The sequence below is a fragment of the Microbispora sp. CA-135349 genome, from assembly GCF_050947365.1.
Lineage (GTDB): Bacteria > Actinomycetota > Actinomycetes > Streptosporangiales > Streptosporangiaceae > Microbispora.
Genome location: NZ_CP192001.1, coordinates 3,375,365 through 3,399,319, shown reverse-complemented (window position 1 = coordinate 3,399,319; position 23,955 = coordinate 3,375,365). Strand labels below are relative to the sequence as shown.

21 protein-coding genes are annotated in these 23,955 nt (G+C 71.0%); 10 read left to right on the top strand and 11 right to left on the bottom strand.

Annotated elements, in window-relative coordinates:
• Positions 1-4 precede the first annotated feature (4 nt).
• The gene (locus ACQPZZ_RS15920; protein ID WP_432932791.1) at positions 5-2,404 is read right to left on the bottom strand and encodes a ThuA domain-containing protein; all 2,400 of its coding nucleotides are present in this window, start codon (positions 2,402-2,404) and stop codon (positions 5-7) included.
• A 441-nt stretch (positions 2,405-2,845) separates the two neighbouring features.
• Here ACQPZZ_RS15920 and ACQPZZ_RS15915 point away from each other — a divergent pair, with 441 nt between their 5' ends.
• Genes ACQPZZ_RS15915 through ACQPZZ_RS15905 form a run of 3 tightly spaced genes read left to right on the top strand, consistent with a single transcriptional unit; the run spans position 2,846 to position 4,563 of the window.
• Positions 2,846-3,256, top strand: coding sequence for a hypothetical protein (locus ACQPZZ_RS15915; RefSeq protein ID WP_363636418.1), 411 nt, complete (start codon positions 2,846-2,848; stop codon positions 3,254-3,256).
• A gap of 21 nt (positions 3,257-3,277) precedes the next feature.
• Positions 3,278-3,751: a DUF6789 family protein gene (locus tag ACQPZZ_RS15910; protein WP_432932789.1), complete on the top strand. Its 474-nt coding sequence runs from the start codon at positions 3,278-3,280 to the stop codon at positions 3,749-3,751.
• Entirely contained in the window at positions 3,748-4,563 is an 816-nt protein-coding gene (locus ACQPZZ_RS15905) for an SDR family NAD(P)-dependent oxidoreductase (protein ID WP_432932787.1), read from the top strand. Before ACQPZZ_RS15910 ends, ACQPZZ_RS15905 begins: the two co-directional genes overlap by 4 nt.
• Before the next feature lie 112 nt (positions 4,564-4,675).
• Here the strand turns inward: ACQPZZ_RS15905 and ACQPZZ_RS15900 are convergent, their stop codons facing one another.
• Positions 4,676-5,101: a PPOX class F420-dependent oxidoreductase gene (locus ACQPZZ_RS15900; RefSeq protein ID WP_432932785.1), complete on the bottom strand. Its 426-nt coding sequence runs from the start codon at positions 5,099-5,101 to the stop codon at positions 4,676-4,678.
• A gap of 17 nt (positions 5,102-5,118) precedes the next feature.
• Between ACQPZZ_RS15900 and ACQPZZ_RS15895 the strand changes: the two genes are divergently transcribed.
• On the top strand, positions 5,119-5,994 hold the full coding sequence (locus tag ACQPZZ_RS15895; protein ID WP_432932783.1) for an MBL fold metallo-hydrolase: 876 nt from the start codon (positions 5,119-5,121) through the stop codon (positions 5,992-5,994).
• Here ACQPZZ_RS15895 and ACQPZZ_RS15890 read toward each other — a convergent pair.
• Positions 5,945-6,466 (bottom strand): hypothetical protein, encoded by a 522-nt coding sequence (locus ACQPZZ_RS15890; RefSeq protein ID WP_432934715.1) that lies wholly within the window; start codon positions 6,464-6,466, stop codon positions 5,945-5,947. The two genes, ACQPZZ_RS15895 and ACQPZZ_RS15890, sit on opposite strands and share 50 nt — an antisense overlap.
• Here ACQPZZ_RS15890 and ACQPZZ_RS15885 point away from each other — a divergent pair.
• The 3 genes from ACQPZZ_RS15885 to ACQPZZ_RS15875 all read left to right on the top strand — a co-directional run bounded on the left by ACQPZZ_RS15885 (position 6,419) and on the right by ACQPZZ_RS15875 (position 8,058).
• Complete coding sequence (locus ACQPZZ_RS15885; protein WP_432932781.1) at positions 6,419-6,892, top strand: NucA/NucB deoxyribonuclease domain-containing protein; 474 nt, start codon at positions 6,419-6,421, stop codon at positions 6,890-6,892. The two genes, ACQPZZ_RS15890 and ACQPZZ_RS15885, sit on opposite strands and share 48 nt — an antisense overlap.
• Before the next feature lie 17 nt (positions 6,893-6,909).
• A complete protein-coding gene (locus ACQPZZ_RS15880; protein ID WP_432932779.1) occupies positions 6,910-7,554 on the top strand; it encodes a hypothetical protein in 645 nt (214 codons plus the stop codon).
• 342 nt (positions 7,555-7,896) lie between these two features.
• Positions 7,897-8,058 carry a hypothetical protein gene (locus ACQPZZ_RS15875; RefSeq protein WP_432932777.1) on the top strand — a complete coding sequence of 54 codons (162 nt, stop codon included), beginning with the start codon at positions 7,897-7,899 and terminating at the stop codon, positions 8,056-8,058.
• A gap of 140 nt (positions 8,059-8,198) precedes the next feature.
• On the opposite strand, the gene ACQPZZ_RS15870 is transcribed toward ACQPZZ_RS15875, so the two are convergent.
• From ACQPZZ_RS15870 to ACQPZZ_RS15860, 3 genes are all read right to left on the bottom strand, one after another.
• Positions 8,199-8,690 (bottom strand): hypothetical protein, encoded by a 492-nt coding sequence (locus ACQPZZ_RS15870; RefSeq protein WP_432932775.1) that lies wholly within the window; start codon positions 8,688-8,690, stop codon positions 8,199-8,201.
• Between the two features lie 541 nt (positions 8,691-9,231).
• Complete coding sequence (locus tag ACQPZZ_RS15865; RefSeq protein ID WP_432932773.1) at positions 9,232-10,230, bottom strand: M48 family metalloprotease; 999 nt, start codon at positions 10,228-10,230, stop codon at positions 9,232-9,234.
• A 192-nt stretch (positions 10,231-10,422) separates the two neighbouring features.
• Positions 10,423-10,728: a hypothetical protein gene (locus tag ACQPZZ_RS15860; RefSeq protein ID WP_432932771.1), complete on the bottom strand. Its 306-nt coding sequence runs from the start codon at positions 10,726-10,728 to the stop codon at positions 10,423-10,425.
• A gap of 699 nt (positions 10,729-11,427) precedes the next feature.
• Between ACQPZZ_RS15860 and ACQPZZ_RS15855 the strand changes: the two genes are divergently transcribed.
• Complete coding sequence (locus ACQPZZ_RS15855) at positions 11,428-13,656, top strand: M4 family metallopeptidase (RefSeq protein WP_432932769.1); 2,229 nt, start codon at positions 11,428-11,430, stop codon at positions 13,654-13,656.
• Positions 13,657-13,720: 64 nt separating this feature from the next.
• Here ACQPZZ_RS15855 and ACQPZZ_RS15850 read toward each other — a convergent pair whose 3' ends face one another.
• The 3 genes from ACQPZZ_RS15850 to ACQPZZ_RS15840 form a co-directional block, all read right to left on the bottom strand.
• Entirely contained in the window at positions 13,721-16,615 is a 2,895-nt protein-coding gene (locus tag ACQPZZ_RS15850) for an ATP-binding protein (RefSeq protein ID WP_432932767.1), read from the bottom strand.
• A gap of 237 nt (positions 16,616-16,852) precedes the next feature.
• A complete protein-coding gene (locus ACQPZZ_RS15845; protein ID WP_432932765.1) occupies positions 16,853-17,590 on the bottom strand; it encodes a lysophospholipid acyltransferase family protein in 738 nt (245 codons plus the stop codon).
• A 96-nt stretch (positions 17,591-17,686) separates the two neighbouring features.
• Positions 17,687-18,625, bottom strand: coding sequence for an alpha/beta fold hydrolase (locus tag ACQPZZ_RS15840; protein ID WP_432932763.1), 939 nt, complete (start codon positions 18,623-18,625; stop codon positions 17,687-17,689).
• A 223-nt stretch (positions 18,626-18,848) separates the two neighbouring features.
• Here ACQPZZ_RS15840 and ACQPZZ_RS15835 point away from each other — a divergent pair, with 223 nt between their 5' ends.
• Positions 18,849-19,439, top strand: a complete 591-nt coding sequence (locus ACQPZZ_RS15835; protein ID WP_432932761.1) for a TetR/AcrR family transcriptional regulator — start codon at positions 18,849-18,851, stop codon at positions 19,437-19,439.
• Positions 19,440-19,646: 207 nt separating this feature from the next.
• On the opposite strand, the gene ACQPZZ_RS15830 is transcribed toward ACQPZZ_RS15835, so the two are convergent.
• Entirely contained in the window at positions 19,647-21,389 is a 1,743-nt protein-coding gene (locus ACQPZZ_RS15830; RefSeq protein ID WP_432932759.1) for a thiamine pyrophosphate-binding protein, read from the bottom strand.
• Complete coding sequence (locus ACQPZZ_RS15825) at positions 21,386-22,159, bottom strand: cyclase family protein (RefSeq protein ID WP_432932757.1); 774 nt, start codon at positions 22,157-22,159, stop codon at positions 21,386-21,388. Before ACQPZZ_RS15825 ends, ACQPZZ_RS15830 begins: the two co-directional genes overlap by 4 nt.
• 143 nt (positions 22,160-22,302) lie before the next feature.
• On the opposite strand from ACQPZZ_RS15825, the gene ACQPZZ_RS15820 reads away from it, so the two are divergent.
• Positions 22,303-23,859, top strand: coding sequence for a hypothetical protein (locus ACQPZZ_RS15820; protein WP_432932755.1), 1,557 nt, complete (start codon positions 22,303-22,305; stop codon positions 23,857-23,859).
• Positions 23,860-23,955: the final 96 nt, after the last annotated feature.

Sequence of the window (23,955 nt, the reverse complement as noted above, 5' to 3'; positions counted from 1 at the left end):
GGGGTCAGCGCCCGCTGACCTTGAGGGACGCCGAACGGGAGACGATCTCGCCGGTCGGGTCGGTCACGCGGACCCGGTACTCGGAGCCGGACAGCTCCGGCGCCGCCGTGACGGCGATCGCGAAGGACGTCTCGCCGGTCATGTCGGTCCACTCGGGCGAGCCCGGCGACTTCACCTGCCACTGGTAGGCGACGTTCCGGCCCTCGGCGGTAGCGGAGAAGACCACGTCCTCACCGTTGTGCACGGCCGTCGTCTTGGGCTGGGACACGAACCTCAGGTGGACGCTCTTGTCGTCGAGCGCCTTCATCCAGTCGACGAGCTCGTGGGCCCGGTCCCGGAGCGTGCTCTGGGCACGTCCGCCCAGGTGGCCGGAGTCGGCCGTCTGACGGAACGCCTTCGCCTGCGCGAGCGCCTCGGCGTAGTCCTTCACCAGGTAGGCGTCGTACGACGCGGTGAGCGCCTGGTTCAGGCGGGCGGCCAGGTCGGCGCCGACGGTCCCGTCCGCCGCACCGGCGGCGACGAGCTTGCGCAGTTCCTCGTGGCTGACGCAGTTCGCCTCGGTCTGTCCGGCGGCCCACTTGATGCCCTCGAGCATGTTCTTCTGGAACAACGGGTCGAGGGTGTTCGCCCAGTTGTGCAGCAGCGCCTGGGAGAACGAGCGCCCGCCGTCGTAGTTCTGGCACCACGAGATCGGGTGGTCGGCGCCCTCCACGCGGCCCGCGGTGGCGCCGATGCTGCCCACGTACGTCGACTCGTTCAGCGTCTGCAGGACGTGCGTCTTCTGGCGCGGCAGGCCGACCCAGTTGTAGAGCTCGTCGACGATCTTCAGCGTCTCGGGGAACTGGCGCGTGGCCGGGTTGGTGCCGTCCTCGGTCACCAGTTCGCCGATGTTGCAGGCCCCGCAGGTGTTCTGGAGACCGCTGCCGTTGGAGCCGTGGTTGTCGAACTCGCCGCCGGCCAGGCCCTTGTACCAGTCCCACCCGTGCATGGAGTCGGTGGCGCCGTGCAGGGCGACGAAGCCGCCGCCGTTGTTGACGTACTGCTTGAGGACGGCCTGCTCGTCGACCTTGACGTTCGGGTCGGCCTGAGTGGGGCGGGCCGTGGAGAACACGCCGTTGCCGACGCTGGAGACGCCGACGACCACGTCGTACTGCGACAGGCGCTCGATGCTCTCGAAGGGGTTCGGCACCGAGACGTCGGGGCTGAGGTAGTCGTACACGTCGACGTCGAAGTTGTTGGCCCGGCCCATGTCCTGGATCACGGCCATGGTGAGCGGGATGTGCTCGTGCCGGAAGGCGCCCGGCTGGTTGCCGAAAAGGAGGACCCGGAACTTCGGCTTCTTGTTGCGCACGGACTCGGTCGGGAGCCGGAACGGGGCACGCTCCATACCGGGCGCCGCGCTCACGGTGACGCCGGTGGCCACGTCGGGGTGCTTGACCCCCCGGAGCTCCTCGACCAGGTAGGCGGCGTCCTTCACGAGGGAGTCACGCATGCGGCCCTCGGGCACGACCTGGCCGGCCAGCGCGCCGAAACGCGTCAGCGCGGTCACGGCGGCCTCTCCGCCGGCGTCGGCCTGGGTGAGCAGCGCCAGCAGGCGGTCGCCGTTCGACGCCGAGACCTTGCCGGCGGTGACGTAGCGCTGGACGAGGGCGCGGAGGTCCGCGACCGAAGTGGTGATCTGGAAGGTCAGGGTGTACTTGGCGCCGTTGCCGGCGGCGTCGCCGAGGGTGACCGCCCACGTGTGCGCGCCGACGGACAGGGTGGCCGGGTCGAGCGGCAGCGGGTAGGTCCACGTGCCGTCGATCCACATGTCCCGCACCGCGGCGCCACCCGATCCGGGGGTGGGGTCGGTCCGCGTCGGTGTGATGGAGGAGGCCGCCGCGCTGTGCGGCACCTTGCCGCCCGAGACGCCCGGCCACGCGGCGACCGGCGGCTTGGTGTCGATCCGTACGCTGATCGTCTTGGCGGCCGAGGCGTTGCCGGCGGCGTCGACCGCGACGTAGCGGACCGTGCTGTTGCGGTCGCCCCTGACGACGTAGGTGGCGGTGCCGCGGGTGCCGCTCCGTACGGCCGGCACCTCGACGGTGGCCTCCGTCCCCACCGTCACGCGGAACGACGCGACGGCGTCGTCGTCCGTGGCGGACAGGTTCAGCGTCACCTCGTCATTGGTGAACCAGCCGTTGGTCCCGGTCGTGGTCGACGGGGTGTACGCGGTGTTCGTCGCACCGTTGTAGTTGGGCTCGGCGACCGGCGACAGCGTGGCCGTGTCGAGAACGGGCGCCGCTCCGGACTCGGCGGCGGCCGCCAGGCCCGGAGAGCCCAGCACCAGGGCCGGCACCGCGAGTACGGCCGAGGCCAGAGCGGATCGCGACCGCAGCCTGGGACGTGTGCGCGAGGATCGCATGTCACTCCTCTTGTCGGGACGAAAAGCGCATCGCGCTCGGACGCCGACCCCACGAGCGCCGACCCAGGTGAGGGGAAGGTCTGACGGATAACGCGATGACTTCCGGAAGTGTGCGGCCCGCCTCGAAACTTTGTCAATCATCTGACAAAGTCTCGTTCGCAACAAAAAAAGTTACTGACAAAAAGTGCGAAACTTAGGAAGGTTGTGTCAGAACTTCTCCCACTGTAACCAGAAGTCTGTCCGGCTCGCGTCGATCGCCGGGTCCAGGCGGCGAGGAGTCGCGGACGGCGCCGGGACACCGCGCCCTGTTTGAGCCCGGTCGTGAGGGTATGGCGGCTTTGCGGCGCCCTCCCCGCCGGGAGCCGGGGGCGGCGCCGCGACGACGGGGCCCGCAGCGCTCGATCCGCGGGCCCCGGGACCGAGGCGCCGGGAGGGCTAGCGATGACCGACGACACCACCGCGGGCAAACCGGAGCGCTACGCGTTCGACTTCGACCCCCGATTCGCCCCGCTGCTGTCCGTCCTGGGCATCCGCCCGGACACCGCCGGCGTCCTGGTCGGCCCGGGCACCCTGCGGGTCCGCTTCGGGCCGTGGGTGACCGAGACTCCGCTGGCCAACGTCTCGGGAGTCGAGACGACCGGCCCCTACTCCCCGTTCCGGGCGATCGGGGTCCACGTGTCGCTCGCCGACCGGGGCCTGACATTCGCCACCAACGCCCGCAAAGGGCTGTGCGTGCGGTTCCACGAGCCGATCCCGGGCGGCGAGCCGTTCGGGCTGCTGCGCCATCCCGGCCTGACCGTGACGGTCGCCGATCCCGCGGGACTCGCCGAGAAGCTCTCCCGGCGCCTGTAGCAGTCACCTGAAGGGAGAACCTTGATTCGCCAACTCGTACGCGGCGCGGCGGCCGGCGCGCTGTCCACGGTAACGATGAGCGCGGTGATGCTCGCCGGGCGGAAGGCCGGCCTGATGCCGGGCCAGCCGCCCAAGCACATCGTGAGGGCGGCCCTGCCGGGCCACCGGCACCGGCCGAAACCCGGGGAGAACGTCCTCGGCGCCGCCGCGCACCTGGGCTTCGGCGCCGCGTGCGGCGCGGCGTTCGCGCTGCTCACCCGCGGGCGAAGGCCCGGCGTCCCCCTCGGCGTGGGCTACGCGCTGCTGGTCTGGCTCGGCGCCTACGAGGGCTGGGTGCCCGCACTGAACATCCTGCCGCCCGCCTCGCGCGACCCCGCGCGCGGCCGCCCGGCCGTCATGGCCGCGGCGCACGTGGTGTACGGCGCCACGCTGGCACTCACGGTCCGCGCGACGCGCGGAGCGGGCGGACGACACGATTCGAAGGAGGACGGATGACGACGACGGAACGTCCGCTGGCGCTCGTGACGGGCGCCTCCAGCGGCATCGGCTACGAGCTCGCCAGGCAGTTCGCCCAGCACGGCTTCGACGTGGTGGTCACGGCGGAGGACGCGGAGCTCGACGCCGCGGCCGAGTCGCTGAAGGAGTACGGCGGGCAGGTCATCCCGGTGCGCGCCGACCTCACCCGGTACGACGAGGTGGAGCGCCTGTGGACCTCGGCCGTCGCGGCCGGCCGCCCGCTGGACGCCGTTGCGATCAACGCGGGCGTCGGGGTGGGCGGCGCCTTCGCCCGCGACACCTCGCTGGCGGCCGAGCTCAAGCTCATCGAGCTCAACGTCACCTCCGCCGTGCACCTGGCCAAGCGCGCCGTGGCCGCCATGACCACCCTCGGCAGGGGGAAGATCCTGTTCACGTCGTCGGTCGCCGCGCTCACACCCGGGCCGTTCGAGGCCGTGTACGCCGCCAGCAAGGCGTTCCTCCACTCGTTCTCCGAGGCGCTGCGCAACGAGCTGAAGGACTCGGGGGTCACCGTCACCTCGCTCCTGCCGGGCCCGACGGACACCGAGTTCTTCGAGCGGGCCGGCATGGAGGACACACGGGTGGGCTCGGGCAAGAAGGACGACCCGGCCGAGGTCGCCCGGCAGGGCTTCGACGCGCTGATGAAGGGCGATGACAAGGTCGTCGCCGGGTCGTTGGCGAACAAGGTGCAGGGCGTGGCGGGCAGGCTCACCCCGGACACGGCCAAGGCCGCCATGCACCGCCGCATGGCCGAGCCCGGCAAGGGCGACACGTCCGAGAAGGACGAATAGGCCCGTCCGGCGAGCGGGGAGCCCGGTCGGCGGTGAGAGCGGTGAGGGGAGGAATCGCCCCTCGCCGCGTCTCCGGCGGCCCACGGCGTCGCCCGGCCGAGCGCGAGACGGCTCAGGAAGCGACGTCCTTGAAGGCGACGACCTTGCCGACGCGCAGCCGCACCAGGAACTCCCCCGGGACGCCGTTGCGCCGGCCGTACTCCTCGGCCCGGTCCTCCCCCATGTAACGGCCGCCGAGCACCGCCGCCCAGTGACGCACCTCGTCGAGGTCGTCCGACAGCGTCGCCTCCCCCTCGAGCATCACGTACGAGTACGGCGGCCGCTGGTCGTCGACGCACAGGGTCGCGCGTGGTTCGCGCCGAAGTTCGCGGGCCTTCACGCTGCTCTCGTGGGTGGTGAAAACCACGTCGTCCCCGTCGAGGGCGAACCAGATCGGGGTGACGTGCGGCCGCCCGTCCGCCCTGGTGACGGCGAGTTTGCCGGTCTTGGTGCCGCTCGCCGCGAACTCCCGCCACTCCGCCTCGGTCATCTGTTCCATGGCCTCGAACCTAGGACATGTCCGGGCCGTTCCCGGCACACGTATTCCGACCCGCACCGCGGTCCCAGGAGGACTGTCATGCCCACGCACAGCATCGCCTTCGGCGACGTCCAGGTCACACGCATCGTCGATACGACCACGTCGGCTGGAACCCGCGGTCGCGCGACGGCGAATGGGTGCCCACCTTTCCCAACGCCACGTACCTGATCCCCCGCGCCGACAACCTCTACTTCGACCCGGACACCGCCCACCGCGGCCGGGCTCCGCGCGACGAGCACGAGCGCGTCCGCTGGGAGGGCAGCACGCTCGTGTTCAACGACAGCATCGCCCCCGTCCACCGAGCCGGACAAGCGGTGCTGTGGGAGGACGCCCACCGCATCGACGGCAACCTGCTGCTGGAGGCCGCGCCGGGCCACACTCCCGGTTCGTCCGTCCTCACTCTGCGCTCGGGCACCGACCGCGCCGTCTTCGTCGGGGACATGCTGCACAGCCCTGTCCAGTCCTTGAAGCCGGCTGGAACAGCTGCTTCTGCGACGACCTCCAGCTCTCGGCCACGACCCGCCGCGCCTATCTCTCGCGCGCCGCCGAACTGCGCGAGATCGTCATCCCGGCCCACTGGCCGGGGCACGGAGCCGCCGAGGTCCGGCGCGATGGCGACGGCTTCGCCCTCTCCTCTTGGGCCGCCTTTCCCCGCAGCCGATTCAGTCAGTAGCGATCGCCTGGAACAGGAGCGCTGGAGCCTGCCCATGACCTGCGCATCTCGGTTCTCCCTCCGTGCCGGGACGAGGCGGGCGGTGTCTCCGGATTGCGCTGCTCGCGGGGCTCGAGGGCTCCCAGGGATTCCTAGAGGGCGGCCTGTGCCGCCTCGGCGACCCGCTTCGCGACCGATGTGAGGGCCTGCCCCGCCGCGGTGACTTCGTTGATGTACGCATGGAAGAGGCCGGTGTCGCCGTGATCCAGGCTCTGCCGGCAGTGCCCGCCGGCTTTCTCCAGCTGGGTGGTGAACGTCCGCCAGAATGATTGGATCCCGGGGTCGGGAGCCGGGAAGTAACGCTTCGCGTCGCGGGCGATCTGCCCCATGTCGGCGCACACGGGGCGGATACGGGCCGGATCGATGCCGCCGTGCCCGGAGGCCGCAGCATCCTTCAGATCCGCGTCAAGGCGCTTGAGGTCGGTGATGTAGCGATCCTGCAGGTCCTTTCCACCGAGGAACCACCAGGAACCCACCTGCAGACGCCTGGTCCTGTCCGGGACGGTCATGTCGTCGACGGGCACCGACCACTGCGGTTCAGGCCCGAGGGCGCGTCCGGACGAGCTATGTGTTGCGGCGACGGTTGCCGCCACCGCTGTGGCGGACAACGTCACCACGCAGAGGCGACGGGCGGTGAGTGCACCTCGCGCCCGTCCCTCTCCCGGCAGAACAATAAATCCTGGAAGAAAAAAATAACACCAAGAGTCGCGACCTGTGCAGGAAGCTGTTGTCCGATTACCGATCGCAAAGACGCCGTACTCGGCGACAAGCGTTACCATAAGGTCTACGCGTGCGACGAGTTCCCATTCCAGTCCACCATGCAAGGGACCTGGGTCTCCGTTGAAAGACTCAACAGCCCTGGCGCCTATGCGTGCTCAGTCCGGCCCGCCTGGTACGTGCGCAATACCGAAGACGGGGGGCAGCTCGCCGCCTTCTACGGCACGGAACGCATCCTTGCTGTAGACGGGAATCGTAGGAAGACTACATTGGACTACTTCTACGTAGAAGCATACGTGCCCGGGCAGAATCCGCAACACTAGCTGTATGATTCGAGAACATGCCTCAGGATCGCATCGCGGCGATCCTGGGGCCCCGGCTACCCGGAAAGGCCTGTGGACTCATTCTGGATGAGATCGTCGCTCGCTATGATGACATTTTGGATCGCCTCGGTCTTGACACCTTCGCATATACAGTGACGATCCCCGACGCCGGTTTTCTCGCAATTGAGGATGCTGTACGTCGCCTTGGATTCGACTCCGCCGCAGTGCACGGTCCCGGAGGGTCGCAACCCAGCGGAGGTATTTCCCTGTACCAGGTCGGTACTGGTCTCGTCACTCTGGACTGGACCAACCCAAGCGATGACCGCAAACAGGTGACCGATCGGCTCGCCGGCGAAGGGTTCCGGCACTGGTACCTGTCCTTTGACATCGAAGGAAACACCAGTTTGTACGCCCGCTACGGGAAGGCCGAAGGGTACCTCGATCACCCCGAGCCAGTAGACATCCCCTTCACTGATTGGAGGGATTGCCTCGGTCCCCTGAGTCGCTATACGGAGTTGCTTGTGAGCGGCTACGACAATGAGGAGGAGGCGCAGGTGGACATTACGGCGGCATGCCTGGCATTGATCGAGGCGGAAAGCGGCGTCCGCTTGAACGAGGAACTGATGGATAGCCATAAATCAGTTTTGGCGATATCTCACTAACAGGGGTATCGCTAACCTCGATCTTAGCGCCCATCCGGTGGCTGGCTGAGCGATTCGGCTAGCACCGTGCTCGGAGGCCCCTGTCGGTGTCGCCGCAGATTGCTAGAGAGGCTCAATGGCTGGGGTTACGGGGGTCGGAAGTCTAGACCGGTCTTGGCGAGGAAGCCGGTGACGAGGGCGGGGCCGTATTGTCTCCGTTTGAGCCGGTTCTTCACCAGGGCGATCAGCTGATCGACGGTGCGCATGGCGAGATTGGCCGGGCGTATGGATCGACAGATCGCCGAGACGGCCCGGTCGACCGTCGCCGGAGCCCTGCCGAGAGTGGTCAGGTGGGCGATGTAGTTGAGGACCGTTGCCGTGGTGGCCGGCAGCGGGGACGCGCCGTTGGCGGCGCACCAGTCGGGCCTGCTGGAGCAGTTCGGCGGCCTCGTCGCTGAGGACCTCCTCCACGGCGGCGAGGTCCATGGGGCGAGGGACGATATATCCCTCGATGGTCGGTTCTAGCTCTACCTCGCCGCGCATGTCCGAACTACCTCAAGACCTTCGAAGCTGGTTTCCGATAAAAGTCATTATCGGAATTCAGAGTTCATCGAATCAAGCGGGGACGGTAGGGCGTCCCGAGTTGTGCGAGCGCCTCTCTGTTCTTAGTGACGGTCAGGCCAAAACTGCAGGAGAAAGACTTCGGCCTCGTACTCCTCGGCCCCCAACTCGAAGTACTCGACATCTTCGGGATTTATTTCGACCTCGCGAGCCGACAACCTGACCCGCCAGTGCATGGCACGCGTGCCCAAGTCGACCTGAAGCGGACTCGCCACTTCGTCATCGTCCTCGAGATGGACGACCCCCGAGGTCGCCCGAAACTGAACGACGATCTGCTCATCCCAAACATCGCTCGGCGTGGGTGGTGGCTCAGCAGTCCAGACCTCGAAGACGAACCTGCCCCTCATCAGTTCCATCACGTCGTCGCGCCTTACGATGGACTCGATAACCATCAGGTTCTGAGTGGTGGAGCATAATTCGCCGCCCAAGAGCCGCGCATCCTCTGTGTCGATGGTCGGACCATCGGCGTCAGCGAGCAGGTAGCGTCCATATCTGCGCTGGAAGATGTCTTCGACGGTAATCAGCAGCTCAGCCATAAGCGCTTATGCTGGCACAGACGGCGGGACAACTCGGCCCGAGTTGGGTGGTTCCCCTCGGCCCCGAGCTATGTCGCTGCGCGCTGTTGCCCGAGTCTTGTAGGCATCTGGGCGCTTGGGACATGTGCCGCGGAGAGTTCACCAGCGTCGATGTCCGCCGTATCCGCATAAGTTCCGGCGCCAGATGGTGCGGACTGGTCCGCGGCGGCAGAACGTTTGGTGGAACTACTGCCAGGACGGCCAGGGCGGGCGAGGCCGGAGCAGTTCGCGGCCACCGCTCCTGCTCCCAGCCACAACCCGGCCCGCACGCCGGAGGGCATGCGGCGCCCTGTGAGCACCGCGTGGGCCACGGCCCGCCACAGCGCGGTCCCGGCCACCCCGCTGGTCAGTCCCGCTGCCACCAGCGCAGTCGTCGTCCGGGCCGACCAGGTGTCGTTTGCGAGTTACCAGTAGGCCTGCGCCTGAGCTTCGATCAGCAGAGCGGCGGCCCCGGTCAGGAACATCGGCAGCGCCTGCACACCGAACAGTGCCGCCGGATCGGTCAGAGCGTCCCGGCGCAACTCCCAGCGCGGATGGGTGCGCCACACTTCGACGAAGAAGCCGAGTGCCCGGCGCAGTCTGCCCTGGGGCCGGCCGGATGCGGTGAACGCCCAGCCGCGCGGATCCGCGCCCCAGCGCACCGCGGCGAGGTCCGCGTAGATCTCCCGGTTGCGCAGCACGTCGGAGCGGGCGAGATGGACCAGCGTGACCATGACGACCACAAGCAGCAGCTCACGCGTCGCATACGGTGCGTAACGGGCCAGAACCGCGACCGGGCGGAAGCGGGGATGTCGCTGAGCTCCCAGACGACGTACGACAGGAGCACCAGGCCGATGAACACTCGCCACACGGCGATGGTGGTGTAGGTGAGAGTGACGTCGCCGTTGCGGACGTGGGCGAACTCGTGCAGGGCCACCGCTCGGAAGGCGGTGGGGTCGGTGCTCATGCGGGCGAGCAGGCCGCCGTGCAGGCACACGATCGGCCGGCGGTTGCTGCCGAAGACCACCGCGCTGGTGGATGCTGCCGCCGGGTCGACGACGACGCGCGGCAGGCGGTCCAGTCCGGCCACCGCCGCGAAGTCCGCCAGCCTGCGCCGGATCTCGCCGTCGTGGTCGATCGCCTCCAGCGGGACGAAGCGGCCGCGCCGTGCCTTCCATCGCGGTAGGCACCGAAACAGCACGACGGTAGCGGTCACCAGCAGGGCCGGCCACAGCAGGGTCAGCCACAATGGCGCCTCAGGCTCGAAGCGGTCCCGGCATGTTTGGACGGCCGCGAAGTATCGGGTGATCCTGGCGGCATAGGATTGTATGCCCTGGTTGGGATCACCTCCGGCGGCGAGTAAGCAGCCGTAGTTGTCCGCGCCGTAGAGCCGGTTGATCACGCTCTGCATCATCGAGCCACTACTCACCAGCAGCAGGACCAGCAGCAGCGTGAACCGCACGGTCGTGCCTGCGACCATCGACCGCTCGTCGATTCGTGGCGGGGCAACCATGCTGCCCATCGCTGGTCCGGCACTGCGGCGCCGCCGCTGTCCGGGCCGCCCGGTTCGTCGGCGTCGTCCTGCGCGGAGACCAGTGCGAGCCTGCCCGTTACGGCGTCGGCGATGAGCCGCGCGCGGCCGTCCTCCAGCCCGTGCTTCACGGCCGTCTCGACGACCTGCCGGTGGATTCCGGCAAGCTGTTCACGTGTCAGGTCAGGGACGACCACGGCTGGAGCCGGCCTGCGCAGGAGCTTGCCGCAGCACGGCTTTCGTCCCCTTGGCCGCGCCTTCCCCGGCCGCGCTCCCGATCCGCCGCGCGCCCTCCTCGACCACCAGCCACACCACCGGAGTCACCAGCGCTGCGACCTCGCCCAAGCCGAACCCCAACGGTTCGCGCCGACCGCCCCTGCGGCCCAGCCGCCGTATGACCGCGTCGGGGTCGAGCCCGGCCAGCCCGTCCACGAGCACGAGTTCCTCCGGCGCGATCTCGGCCACCACATCGCGGACCACGTCGAGCACGCTGGTCCCGTCCGCCTTATGCGCGTTGTCGCTGCCTGATAAAGCTGCTTCCGACCTCACGGCATCCCCACTTTGTCGCATCCCGCACCGAATACGGCAGCGCGCAGGAGCACTATCGTGACCGCAGTAGCCTGACGACGCCGGCGAATTCGCGAGATGTTCGCATTCACCCTCGCCGCTCCCCGTTCAGCCAAGCATGGCTGCCGACGTCCACCAATCGGTGAATCCGGACAGGCCGCAAATGATTCCTTTCTGGCGCCGCCACGGCGACAGCCTCGATGTACCGGCAGAAGGCGCCCGCTCGCCGGCCGTGGTCTTACGGCATACGCACAAAGCCAGTCGCTTTTCGGTAGATGTACGGATATCGCTACGGATGTTCGAGCCCCGAGCGGGGTTCTAACGTCGCGCACGAGCCGGATTCCCCGGCCGGGTCGGCGAAACGAGGCGCTGCGTGACGTAAATCCCTCCTTTTCTCCCAGCCGTTTCCGCCATGGGAGAGACGTTCCCGCTCGTGCCCGCCACGGCGGGAACACGCGTTTCCGCTCGTGCCCGTCGCGGCGGATACCACCCTCCATTTCTCTCATCACCCCCCGAATCCCACCAGTGTCCGTTGCCCGGGCTCGTGTCCCGGAGGCGCGACCGCCGGTGTCCGCCCACAAGGCGGGACGCCACGTGGGAGGCAGAGAAAGGACGACGCCCATGAGGCGCACAGCACTGCTCGCGGCGGCCGCCGCACTGGCCGTGACCGGCGTGGTGGCACCCTCCACCGCCGCTGTGGCGAAGCCCCCACCCGGCAGTGAGAGCGCGGTGAAATCCCTCGCCGACGACCCGGCGCAGCGGGCCGCTGCCGCCGCCGACCAGGCCGTCGCGAGCGGCATGGACGACCTGCGCGTGTCCCCCGGCGAGACCTACCGGCGCACCGCCGTGACGGCGGGCGGCGGCATGTACTACGTCACCTACGAGCGCTCCTACAAGGGCCTGCCCATGGTGGGCGGCGACGCCGTCGTGGTCACCGACGCGAACGGGCGGGTGCGCGACACCGAGGCGGCGACCGGCGCACTCCCCCTGGGCGTGCCGACCTCGCCGGCGGTCGGCGCCGAGACGGCCGCCGCGACGGCGAGGACCGTGCTCTCCCGGGTCGACGACACCGCGGCCCCGCGCCTGGTGGTCCTGACCTGGGGCGACAGGCCGCGTTTGGCGTGGGAGGCGCTGGTCGCCGGCATCGCCGACGGCAGGCCGAGCAAGCGGCACGTGTTCGTCGACGCGACCACCGGCGAGATCGCCGACTCCTACGACGAGGTCAAGGCGGGCACCGGCAACGGCTACTACTACGGCACCGTCACCATCAACACGAGCGGCTCGGGCAGCTCGTACTCGATGACCGACTCCACTCGCAGCGGCATCAGATGCGGCGGGCAGAACGGCTCGGCCTACACCGGCACCGACGACTCCTGGGGCAACGGCAGCGGGACCAACCTGGAGACGGCCTGCGTGGACGTGCTCTACGACGTCCAGCGGGAGTGGGACATGCTGCGCGACTGGCTCGGCCGCAACGGCATCAACGGCAACGGCGGCGGCTTCCCCGCCCGCGTGGGCCTGGCCGACGTGAACGCGTACTGGAACGGCAGCTACACCAACTTCGGCCACTCGCAGGACAACGCCCGTCAGGCCACGCCGATCGACGTCGTGGCGCACGAGTTCGGCCACGCCATCTTCCAGACCACGCCCGGCGCCGCCGGCTCCGGCAACGAGAACGGCGGCATCAACGAGGGCACCGGCGACATCTTCGGCGCGCTCACTGAGGCGTACGCCAACAACCCGAACGACCCGCCGGACTACCAGGTGGGCGAGGAGGTCGACCTCGTCGGCGACGGGCCGATCCGCTACATGTACAACCCGTCCCTCGCAGGCGACCCCAACTGCTACTCCTCCTCGATCCCGCGCACGGAGGTCCACTCCGCGGCCGGCCCGCTCAACCACTGGTTCTACCTGCTCGCCGAGGGCTCGTCGCCGGGCGGCGGCAAGCCGAGCAGCCCGATCTGCTCCGGCGGCCCCTCCTCGGTGACCGGCGTCGGCATCCAGAAGGCCGGCAAGATCTACATGGGCGCGCTGATGCGCAAGACCTCGACCTGGAAGTACGTCAACGTCAGGACCGCGTCGCTCGCGGCGGCGGTCGAGCTGTACGGCGCGAGCAGCGCCGAGTGCGCGGCCACCGCGGCGGCGTGGAGCGCGGCCGGCGTGCCGGCGCAGTCGGGCGAGCCGAGCTGCGGCTCCTCGGGCAACGACTTCTCCCTGTCGCTCAGCCCCACCGGAGGCACGGTGACGCCCGGCCAGTCGGCCACGACCACGGTCGCGACGGCCACCACCTCGGGTAGCGCGCAGACGGTGAGCCTCAGCGCCTCCGGGCTTCCGTCGGGCGCCACCGCGAGCTTCAGCCCGTCGTCGGTGAGCTCCGGCGGCTCCGCCACGCTGACCGTCTCCACCAGCGCGTCGACCCCGGCCGGCGCCTACACCGTCACCGTCACGGGCAGCGGGTCGTCGGGCGGCCACACCGCGGCGTACACGCTGACCGTGTCGGGCAGTTCGGGCGGGCGCACGTTCACCAACGGCACCGACTACACGATCAACGACCTGACCACGATCACCAGCCCGATCACCTCGACCGCCACGGGCACCGCGGTCTCCCCGGTCAAGCTCAGCGTGACGATCTCGCACAGCTGCGCCGAGGACCTGCGGATCAGGCTCCAGGGCCCGAACGGCACCTGGTACACGGTCAAGTCCAGCGGCGGCCTGAGCTGCACGTCGTTCGGCACCCGGACCTACTCCGTCCCGGTCACACAGACGGCGGCGGGCACCTGGACCCTCGAGGTCCGCGACCAGTACACCTACGACACCGGCTACCTCGACTCGTGGAGCGTCACGGTCTGAGCGACGACGGCGGAGATCCCCGGGACCGGACACGGTCCTGGGGATCTTCCGTGTCCACGGCCGGTCAGGCGGGCGGCGCGATCTGGGTCCGCGACCGTACGCCGAGCTTGCGCAGCACGGTGGCGACATGGGTCTCGACCGTTCGTGTGGACAGGAAGAGCACGTCGGCGATCTCGCGGTTGGTCCTGCCGAGCGCGACGAGCCTGGCGACCTCCCGCTCCCGCTGCGACAGCCCGCCGGCGCCCCGCCGCCCGCCGCGCGGAAGCGGGACGTCCACCCCGATGTCGCGCAGCGCCCGCCTGCACCGGGCGGCGTCGTGGGTGGCGCCGAGCCTGCCGTACCAATGCGCGGCGTCCCGCAGGCCCGCCGCCGCGGCGCCGTCCCCGAGCGCGAGCCCGGCCCGCGCCTCGCCTTCGGCGGCCCGCGCCGCCGCGTACGGCTGGGGCAGGGCGGCGTACGCCTCCCGGGCCCGGGCGAAGAAGGCGGCGGCGTCGGCGTACCGCGCTCCGGCGGCGGCGAGCGCGCCGCCGGCGGCGTCGAGCGCGGCGTGCGCGGCGGGCGCGATGCGGCCCGCGATCCCGGCGGCGTACTCGTCCACCAGCTCCGCCGCCATCGCGATGCGTCCGGCCCCGGCGAAGGCGGCGACGGCGGACGGGACCACGCTCGCGCCCCACACCCACACGCCCTTGCGGCGCAGCCGCACGACCGCCCGCTCGGCCTCCGCGACCGCCTCGTCCACCATCCCGCGGGCGAGATGCAGATCGACGAGCCCTCCGGCGGCGGCCGTCACGATCGGGACGTTCCCGGCGTCCGGCGCGTCGAGCCCCGCGCGCCGGAACTGCCTGACCGCCTCCTCCCATTCACCCGTCGCCAGGGCGAGCAGCCCGAGCACCAGCCAGAGGTCCACCGCGATCAGCGGCGTCTCCGTGGCCGACTCCGCCAGGGACGCCGCCCTGTCGCGGAGTCCGTCCCACCGCCCCGTGAGCCACTCCCTGCGGATCACGGAGGCGTCGAGGAGAAAGGCGGGATACTGCGCCCCCGTCTCCAGGGCGAGCCGCCGCCCGTCCCTGGCGAACCGCTCGGCCGCCGCGTAGAGCCCCACGGTCGTCGCGGAGTTGTGGAGGTTGCAGTACGCCCGGGCGACCTCCCGCCGGACCGCCGTACGCGGGTCGGCGACCGGAAGCCGGGCGGCGACGTCGAACGCGCCGGGCGAGCCGGTCGTCATCGCGAAGGAGGCCCGGTTGGCCAGGACCGCGGCCGACAGCTCCGGGTTGTCGGCGGCGGCGACGAGCGCCTCGGCACGGGCCATCCACTCGGCGTGCTCCGCCAGCGACTCGGTGCCCCATTCCGGCATCGCCATGCTGGCCCAGCCGCGGGCGGCCAGCGTCGGCCGGTCGCTCAGCTCGGCGAGGGCGGCCATGATCTCCGGGCGGCCCGCCGCGGCGTCACCCGCCTGGTTGGACAGGACGACGCCGAGATTGAGCCGCACCTCGCCGCGCACGTCCCGCGAGAGGAAGTCGCCCCGAAGCACCTGGCGCAGCAGCCGCACCACCCGCTGGTGCGACAGGCCCGTCGCCGCGAAGCGGCTCAGCATCAGCACCAGCGGGCCCCGGCCCCGCACCGGCAGATCGGGATCGTCGAGCATGCCCTCGATCACCTCGATCGCCAGGGCGGTGTCGCCCAGCGCGGCGGCCTGCTGGGCGGCGGCGGTCCCGTGGCGCACCCAGGCCTCGGTGTCCCCCGCCCGCCGGGCGTGGAAGGCCAGCTGCACCAGCGGCGGCGCGTCCATCGCGGCGAGCGCGGCCGTCGCCCGCACGTGCGCCGACCGGCGTTCCGGGCCAGGGACGGCGTCGTAGACGGCCTGCTGGGCCAGCGCGTGGCGGAAGCCGTACCGGCCTCCGGGATGCTCGTGCAGGACCCCGGCGCGCAGCGCCTCGGCCAGCCCGGCTGAGCCCGTCTCGGTGAAGTCCGTCTCGGCGGAGTCCGGCCCGGCACGGCTCGCACCGGCGCAGCCGCCGCCGACCGCGGTGATCAGATGCTCGCTCGCGGGGAGCCGCAGCACCGCCGCCGCCCGGACCGCTCTCGCCGCCGGCGGGGACAGACCGGCGATCCGCTCGGCCATCGCCTCGCGCAGCAGCAGCGGCACGCCGGCCCGGTCGACGGCGCGGTCGAGCGCGTCCGGGTCGTCCGCGCCCGGCGGGGAGGCGGGCAGGGAGCGGACCAGCTCCTCCACCACGAAGGGGATGCCCGCCGTCCGCTCGTGCAGCCGCGCGACGAATCCCGGAGACAGGTCGGAGCGCTCCAGCAGCGCGCCGGCCAGGCCGGCCACGCCGGACACGTCCAGCGGCGCCAGCCGTACGACCAGGTTGGCCGTGTCCGGCTGATGCCGGTAGGCGCGGCCGAGCGGCGGCCCGGCCGAGCCGTCCCTGCGGTAGGTCGCCACCACCGCCAGTCCCCGCGGCGGCTGACCGGCCAGGAAGCGCAGCAGGTCGAGCGTGCCGTCGTCGGCCCAGTGCAGGTCCTCGACGACGAGCACGGCCGGTCCGACGGCCGCCAGCAGTGCGCGTATCGCGCGGAACACCCGGTGGCGTTCGGCCCGCGGGTCGTCCAGAGGCTGCGGCGACGGCGGCAGCGCGCCGGCCAGTTCGGGGAGGTGACCGCGGAGCGCCCCGGTGACCGGGTTGAGCCGGTTCGCCGCCGGGAGCCGTTCCCCGACATCCCGCAGCGCCTCGAATACCGGCCCGTACGGGAAGGGCTCGCGGATCTGGTGGCAGTAGCCGAGCAGGACGGCCCGGTCGCCCGACGGCAGGCGATCGAGCGCGGCGCGGACGAGCCGGGTCTTGCCGATGCCCGCCTCGCCCTCCACCAGCGCGACCGCCGGCGGGCGGGTCACCGCGTCGATGAGAGCCCGCAGCTCAGCCGCGCGTCCGACCAGTGGGGGCGGGGGCAGGATGCTCATGCACGGCTCCAAGGTACGGACTGCGGGCCCCCGTGTCGGTACGGCTCAGTTATCCCCGCCTCTTGACCCCCGGTCAACCCTCCGGCGTAACGGCCGTGTTGCGGAATCGGACAGACCTCCGCGGCCCCGCTCGTGGCCTTCTCAGGAGGAGGGCGTCGGGCGATGCCGCTGGGGCGCGGATGGAGAAGAGCGGCGAAACGGCGCAGGGAGCCGGCGGCGGCTGCGGGTGGCCGGCGGCTACTTGGGGCGCGGCCGGGCAGCGGCGTCGAGGGCGGCGGCCTCCTCGGGGGTGGGCGCCGTGCCGCCGAGGTGGGCCGGCTGCCACCACACGCCCCGCCGCTGGTCGGGGTAGGTCCGCTGGGCCTCGTCGAGCAGGTCCGCCAGCCGCCGTCGCAGGTCGCCGGTGAGGGCGGCGATGTCGTCGCCCGGCATCGGGTGCATGGGCTCGCCGACCAGGATCGTGATCGGGACGTGCCGCTGCAGCAGCCTGCGGGGCCGGCCCTTGGTCCACAGCCGCTGGCCGCCCCACAGAGCGATCGGGATCACGGGCACCCTCGCCTCGGCCGCCATGCGGATCGGCCCGCTCTTGATCTCCTTGACCGTGAACGACCTGCTGATCGTCGCCTCGGCGAAGTTGCCGATGATCTCGCCGTCCTTGAGGGCCCGTACGGCGGCGTCGTAGGCTCCCGTCCCGGCCGACCGGTCCACGGGAATGTGATGCATGCCGCGCATCAGCGGGCCCGACACAGGGTGGGCGAAGACCTCCTTCTTCGCCATGAACCGGACCAGCCGCCCGGCCGGGTGGGCGGCGAAGCCGGCGAAGATGAAGTCGAGGTAGCTGACGTGGTTGCTCACCAGGACCGCGCCGCCGCTGCGGGGTATCCGCTCCGTCCCCTCCATGCGGAACTTCAGGTCGAGCAGTTTGAAGGCGGTCAGCGCGGTCCGCAGGACCGGCGGGTACACGATCTCAGCCATGCCTGAAACCGTAACCTACTCAGCCGTAACTTAACCGGGCCGCTCGTGACTCCGCGCGGACTGGGGCGGTGCGCAGTCGGGCAGGCCTGACCGGTGTCAGTCGCCGTCGACGATGAAATCGGCTATGGCGGCAGCGACGGCTTCGGGCTGCTCATCGGGGATGAAGTGTCCGGCGTCGGGCACGACGACTCCGGTGGCGTCGTCGGCCCATGGGCTGATGGAGGCCGCCATGTCCGGGATGGAGCCATGGCTGCTGGAGATTCCGAGGATGGGCACGGTCAGGTGCTGCCGCTTGAGCGCCTCGTGGTTCTTGCGTGCCGACTCGGCGGCGTCTCGGTAGTAGGCGAGGGAAGCGCGGAGGCCACCGTCGACGGCGACGGCCGCTGCGTAGTGGTCGAGCTCGGCGTCGTCGAAGGTGTTGGGAGAGAGGGCCTTCGTTTTCAGGAACCAGCCGACGTAGTCCCGTTCGCGGCCGGCAAGCAGCGTCTCGGGCAGGTCGGGCACAAGGTGGAACGCGAAATGCCAGGTCTTCCACGCCCGATCCGGGTCGGTGGGAATCGCGTCGGGGAGGGTGATGCCGGGAATTCCGGCGTCGAGCAGAGCGACCCCGCGCAGCTGGCTCTCGAATTTGAGTGCGAGGGAGAAAGCGACCCAGGCGCCGATGTCGTGGGCGACCAGCCAGTAAGTCGGCACTCCGAGAGCTTTCACCGCGGCGTGGACGTGCGCTGCGACCGTGTGCGTGTCGTAGCTGCGCTCCGGACGCTCGGAGTGGCCCTGACCCGGCAGGTCGATCGCGACGACGCGAAACCGGTCGGCGAGGCTGGGCATGACCCTTCGCCATGCCCACCAGGTCTGCGGGAATCCGGCGAGCAGGACAACGGCCAGGCCGGTCGGCCGGCCGCCTTCGACGGCATGAAGGCGGACGCCGTCGGCGTCGACCCAGCGGTGAGTGAATCCCGCCAGGTCGTGCAGGGGCAGGTCGCGGACAGGATTACTTTTGGAGACATGCCAAGCGCTGGTCGCAGGGTCGGTCACGGGGATCCTCCATCGGTGTCAGGTGTGCTGGGTTCGGTGCTTCGCCCGAGGACGACGGCGGCGGCTGGCACTACCTGATGTGCTTGTCGCGCTGTCGCGAAGTGTGGGGGACGCCCGGCCAGGACGATGCTTGGACGCTAGCACATCTTGAACTGATCGGTTCAGAATAGACTGGGTGCGCAGCGCAGCCCGAGACAACGACACACCGGCAGGGAAGTGCCACGTGGCAGGCAAGAAGCAATTCGACATGGACACCGCACTTGACGCCGCGATGATCCAGTTTTGGCGCGCCGGCTACGCCGACACATCAGTGGACGATCTGTCCCGGGCAACCGGCCTGAACCGCAGCTCCATCTACTCCTCGCTCGGTGACAAGGACACGCTCTTCCTCCGCTGCCTGGATCGCTATGCCGCGCGCTACGGCGCAAAGTACGACGCCGCCCTGTCGTGTGCAGCCTCGGAGCCCCTTGCAGCCCTTCGTGCGTTCTTCGACGTCACCCTCGAACGCATCGCCGATCCCGAACTGCCGGATGGATGCCTGGTTGCCCAATCGGCCATGGCGATCCCGGTGCTGAGCCCGAAGGTCGCGGCACACGCGAAGGACGCGCTGGGCTTCCAGCGCTTGCGTCTACGCGCCGCACTGAAGGCCAGCCGATTGACCGAACAGGACGCCGAGGCCTTCGCTGAACACGTGGCGGCCGTGAACCAGTCTCTCGCCGTCATGAGCAGAGCTGGGGCGAGCCGGGCGCAACTTCTGGCCATTGTGGGCGTAACCGTCGACGCGCTCTCACAGGCGTTGCGCACGCGCACCTAGGCCCCAGGGCAACAGCTTGTGCCGCCGATCAGGGGCGATGCCCCGCACGGCTCGCGGCCGATGTAACCCTGTCCCGGCCGTGTGAGGGCGTGATACCCCACGACAGCCCCCGCAGGTGTGTCACTCACGCCCGTTGGGCGAAAAGCGACCGCTGCCTTACCGAACGCGAGCCGGCCGTCGTACCGCCGGACTCGGTGCGACCCGCGGTCAGTGGCCCCGGAACGCCTCCTCCAGCCACCACGACGGGCGGTCGGCGGTGACCTTCGCGTGGACGAGCAGGGGTCTGTCGCGCGGGCCCTTCAGCCATTCGGCGACCCCCGACAGGTCCTCCTCGCGCCGTACGGTCACCGCGTCGAAGCCGAAGCCCGCCGCGATCCGGGCGATGTCGGCGGGCGGGAAGGTGACCGTGCCGAGCGGGAACCCGTGCGGGCCGAAGTGATGGACCTCCGCGCCGTACCCGTCGTCGTCGTAGACCACGACCACCATGGGCAGGCCGAGCCGTACGACCGTCTCCAGTTCGGCGACGCCCATCAGGGCCCCGCCGTCGCCGAGCGCGGCGACCGTCAGCCGGTCCGGCCGCGCGACGGCCGCGCCGATCGCGGTGGCCAGGCCCAGCCCGACCGCCTGGAACGCCTGGGTGAAGCAGAACGCGCCGCCATCCGGGACCGTGAGGAACATCGACGGATATCCCATGAAGTTTCCGGAGTCGACGGCCACCACCCGCTCCTGCGGAAGCAGGTCGTCGAGCCCGATCGTCAGCGTGCGGGGGTCGATCCGCCCTCCGGCGCTCAGGTCCTCGTACGGCACGTCGCGCCAGCGCCCCTCGCGGGCGATGCGCTCGGCGATCTCCGGGGCGCGGTAGCCCCGCGTCCCCGCCTCTCCCCCGGCCGCGGGTTCGCCGAGCAGGGCGGCGACCGCCCGCGCGGTCTCGCGTACGTCGCCGACCACGCCGAGGTCGATCTCGCGGTGCACGCCGAGCGCGTCCGAGTCGAGGTCCACCTGGACGACCCTGGCCCGCGGCCCGATCAGCGCGCCGTGCCGGGTGGTCCACATGGTGAACGAGCAGCCCCAGCCGACGACGAGGTCGGCGCCGCGGATCAGCTCGGCCGCGAGCGGGGTGGCGAAGCCGCCGCTCACGTCAAGGTCCCACGGGCTGCCGTGGAAGTTGCCCTTGGCGACCGCCGAGGTGGCGAACAACGCCCCCACCCGCTCGCCGAGCGCCTCCAGCTCCCGCCGTGCGCCCCGGGCTCCCCGACCGGCCACGAAGACCGGCCGCTCCGCCTCCGCCAGCATCCGCGCGAACCGGGTCAGCTCGTCGGACGGCTCCGCCGGGAGCCCCTCCGGCTCCTCGTCGTTCTCGATGGGGAACGTCAGGCCCCAGGCCGCCGGCACGCGGTTCGCCACGTCGCGGTGCGCGCCGCCACGGCCGGCCAGCAGTTCGCGTACGGCCTCGGCGGCCTCCTCGGGCAGCGTCTCGGCCTGCACGTCGAGGGGCAGGTTGAGCACCACCGTCCGGCGCCCGAGCAGGGCGGCGAGGAAGGCCATCACGGTGTCGTCCACGACCGTGGCGGCCGACCCGACCCTGGCGCAGTGCGCGCCCACGGCCTCGGCGAGCGCGGTCTGGTCGATCCGGAAGTTCGAGGTGGGCGAGGTCACCTCGGGAGCGAGCACCAGCATCGGGGTCCGGCTCTTGGCCGCCTCGGTGACGCCGGTCAGCGCGTTGGTCAGGCCCGGCCCCTGGTGGACGGTGAGCACGGCCACGGTGCCGCTCATCCGGGCGTACGCGTCCGCCATCGTCGCGGCCCCGCCCTCGTGCCGCGCGGGGACATACCGCACGCCGTGCTCGATCAGGGCGTTGGTGAGGTGGAAGTTGCCGCTGCCGACGACGCCGAAGGCCGCCCGTACGCCGAGGGCGGCGAGGGCCGCGCCGACGGCCTCCGCGACGTTCACCGCTCCACCAGCGCGAGCACGCGGACCGGGCTGCCGGAGCCGCCGACGATCGGCAGCGGACCCGCGACCACCACCGCGCCCGTCGGCGGCAGCCGGTCGAGGTTGCGCAGCTGGGTCAGGCCGTACTTCCCCGCACCGAGCAGGTAGGAGTGGCAGGGGAAGGGAGGGTCGAGCGAGGGGGCGCCGCCCGCGTCGGTGCCCACGGTCTCCACGCCGATGCCCGTGATGGGCGTCTGTTCGGCGAGGTAACGGGCGCAGTCGGCCGACATGCCGGGCGTGTGCGAGCCCGTCTCGTCGGCGTTGAGGAACTCCGCCTGGTCGTGGGCGCGCACGTCCCAGCCGGTGCGGTACAGCAGCCAGCCTCCGTCGGGCAGCGGCCCGTGCTCGGCCTCCCACGCCTTCACGTGGTCGATCTCCAGCAGGAAGTCGGGGTCGGCGGCCGACTCGGCGCTGAAGTCGAGCACCACGGCGGGGGCGATCAGCTTGGCGGGGGCCACCTGCGACACGTCCTCGCCGTCGCGCCCGGTCACCCAGTGGTTGGGGGCGTCGAAGTGCGTGCCGGTGTGCTCGCCGGTGGTGAAGTTGTTCCAGTACCAGGCCGGCCCGCGGTCGTCGTACCGGCTGATCTCCTGCAACGTGAACGGCACCGTCTGGCCGAACGGCTCGGGCAGCAGCAGGATCGGCGTCGTGTCACTCAGCGGCGCGGTGAGGTCGAGCACCTCGATCCCCCCGCTCCGGATGCCGTCCACCAGATCCCGCAACACCGACATCGCGCCTCCCAACAGTCAGGACACCCCTGTGATCCTCCTACACGCCACCTCCGAACGCCACATCGGACGCGGGTGAACCGTACGACGCCCTTGATCGTCCAACCTCACGCGGGTTGTGCCGGACGGACGAGACGAGGTGACCGGTGAGCTTCCGAAGCCCGGGAACGGCCGCGGCGTGGCTCGGCCATCCCGCGACCCTCGCCGCGATCGCCGTGCTCCTCGTCAACGACCACCTGCTCAAACGCCTGTGGCCCGGCGTGGTCACCGGCAAGCTGAGCGACGTCGCGGGCATGCTGGTCGCCCCGCCGCTGGTGGCGCTCGCCGCGGCCCTCCCCTCGGCCCTGGCCGCGACCCTGGCCGTCCGGCGCCCCGCCGCCCCGGCTCCCGGGAGCGCCTCGCGGGGCGCCGCCGTCGCGCCCGGGGAGGCGGGCAGGCGGACCGCCCTGGCGGCGATCGCGCTGACCGGCGCGGTCTTCGCCCTCGTGAAGACCACGCCGTTCGGAGCGCGGGCGGCCGCCGAGGCATGGTCGCTGTTCACCCCCTCCGCCGGCGTCGTCATGGACCCGGCCGATTTGGTCGCCCTGCCCGCCCTCGGGCTCGCCTGGCTGGTCCGGCTGCGCGCCGTGGGGACCGCCGCGCGGGTCCGGCGTGCCGTACGGCGGGCCCGGCTGCTGGTCGCCCTGCCCACCGCCGTCCTCGCGGTCACGGCCACGGCCGCGCCCTTCATCCCGCCGTCCGCCGTGCACGTGGAGGCGCACGACGCCGTGATCGTCGTGTACACCAACGGCTACCCACGGTCGGGGGTCGCGACGAGCGATCAGGGCCGGACATGGCATCGCTGGACCAGCCCGCCGGCGGAGAAGTCGTCGCGGACCACCGCCTGCGTCCCCGGCGAGCCGAGGCGCTGCTACCGGGTGGTCCCGCCTCTGCTCCTGGTCGAGCAGTCCGACAACGGGGGAGCCACCTGGACGACGGCCTGGGAGGTCCCCGCCGCCCGGCGGCACTACATGTACCGGAACCTCGACACCTACGAGGGCGACCGTGCCGACAGGGCGGAGTCCATGGCCGTGGCGGTCCTGCCGGTGCCCGGGGGGCACCTCGTCGCCGTGGCCAACGGCCGCGACGGCGTGGCGTTGCGCGACGTCGCCGGACGATGGCACCGGCTCGGTCTCCTCGGGTACGAGGACCTGTCCGAGCAGGCGGCCATCCCCCTCTCCACCCCGGGAGAACACATCGAGGCGGAGACGGGGACGGCCTACCTCGTCGCGCTCACCGTGCTGCTGGCCGCTCTGGGGTTCGCCGGGTGCCGCCGCCGGTCGCCGTTCGGGTTCACGACCGCCGGGTTCCTCTCCTGGGTGGGCCTGTACATGACGGTGAAAGGCCCACCGGGCCTCTACGGCTTGCCCTTCACGCTCATCGGCGTGCCGCTCGTGACGATCGGGGGCATCGTGCTGGCCTGCATCGCCGCGTACACCCGCACCCGGGGACTGGCGTCGATCGTCGCGGCGCCGCTGACCTTCGCCGCGATCTATCTGCCCTATCGGGGCTGGAGCGCCGGCTGGCCCGGCGACTACGGCACCGCCACGCTGCTGGCGATCGTGCTGTGCGGCGCGGCCGTCGTCCTCGGCGCGTATCCCGCGATCAGGGCCCGGGGCGGCTACGGCAGGGTCGCGCGGGCCCTGCGTTCCCGCATGCGCTGACCCTGCCCCCCGGCGGCGGGCGACCCCCGGCGGGGCCCGCACGGCGCTTGCGGCTTCGCGAGGAACGGCGAAGCTGGAGAGCACGACCACCACGGC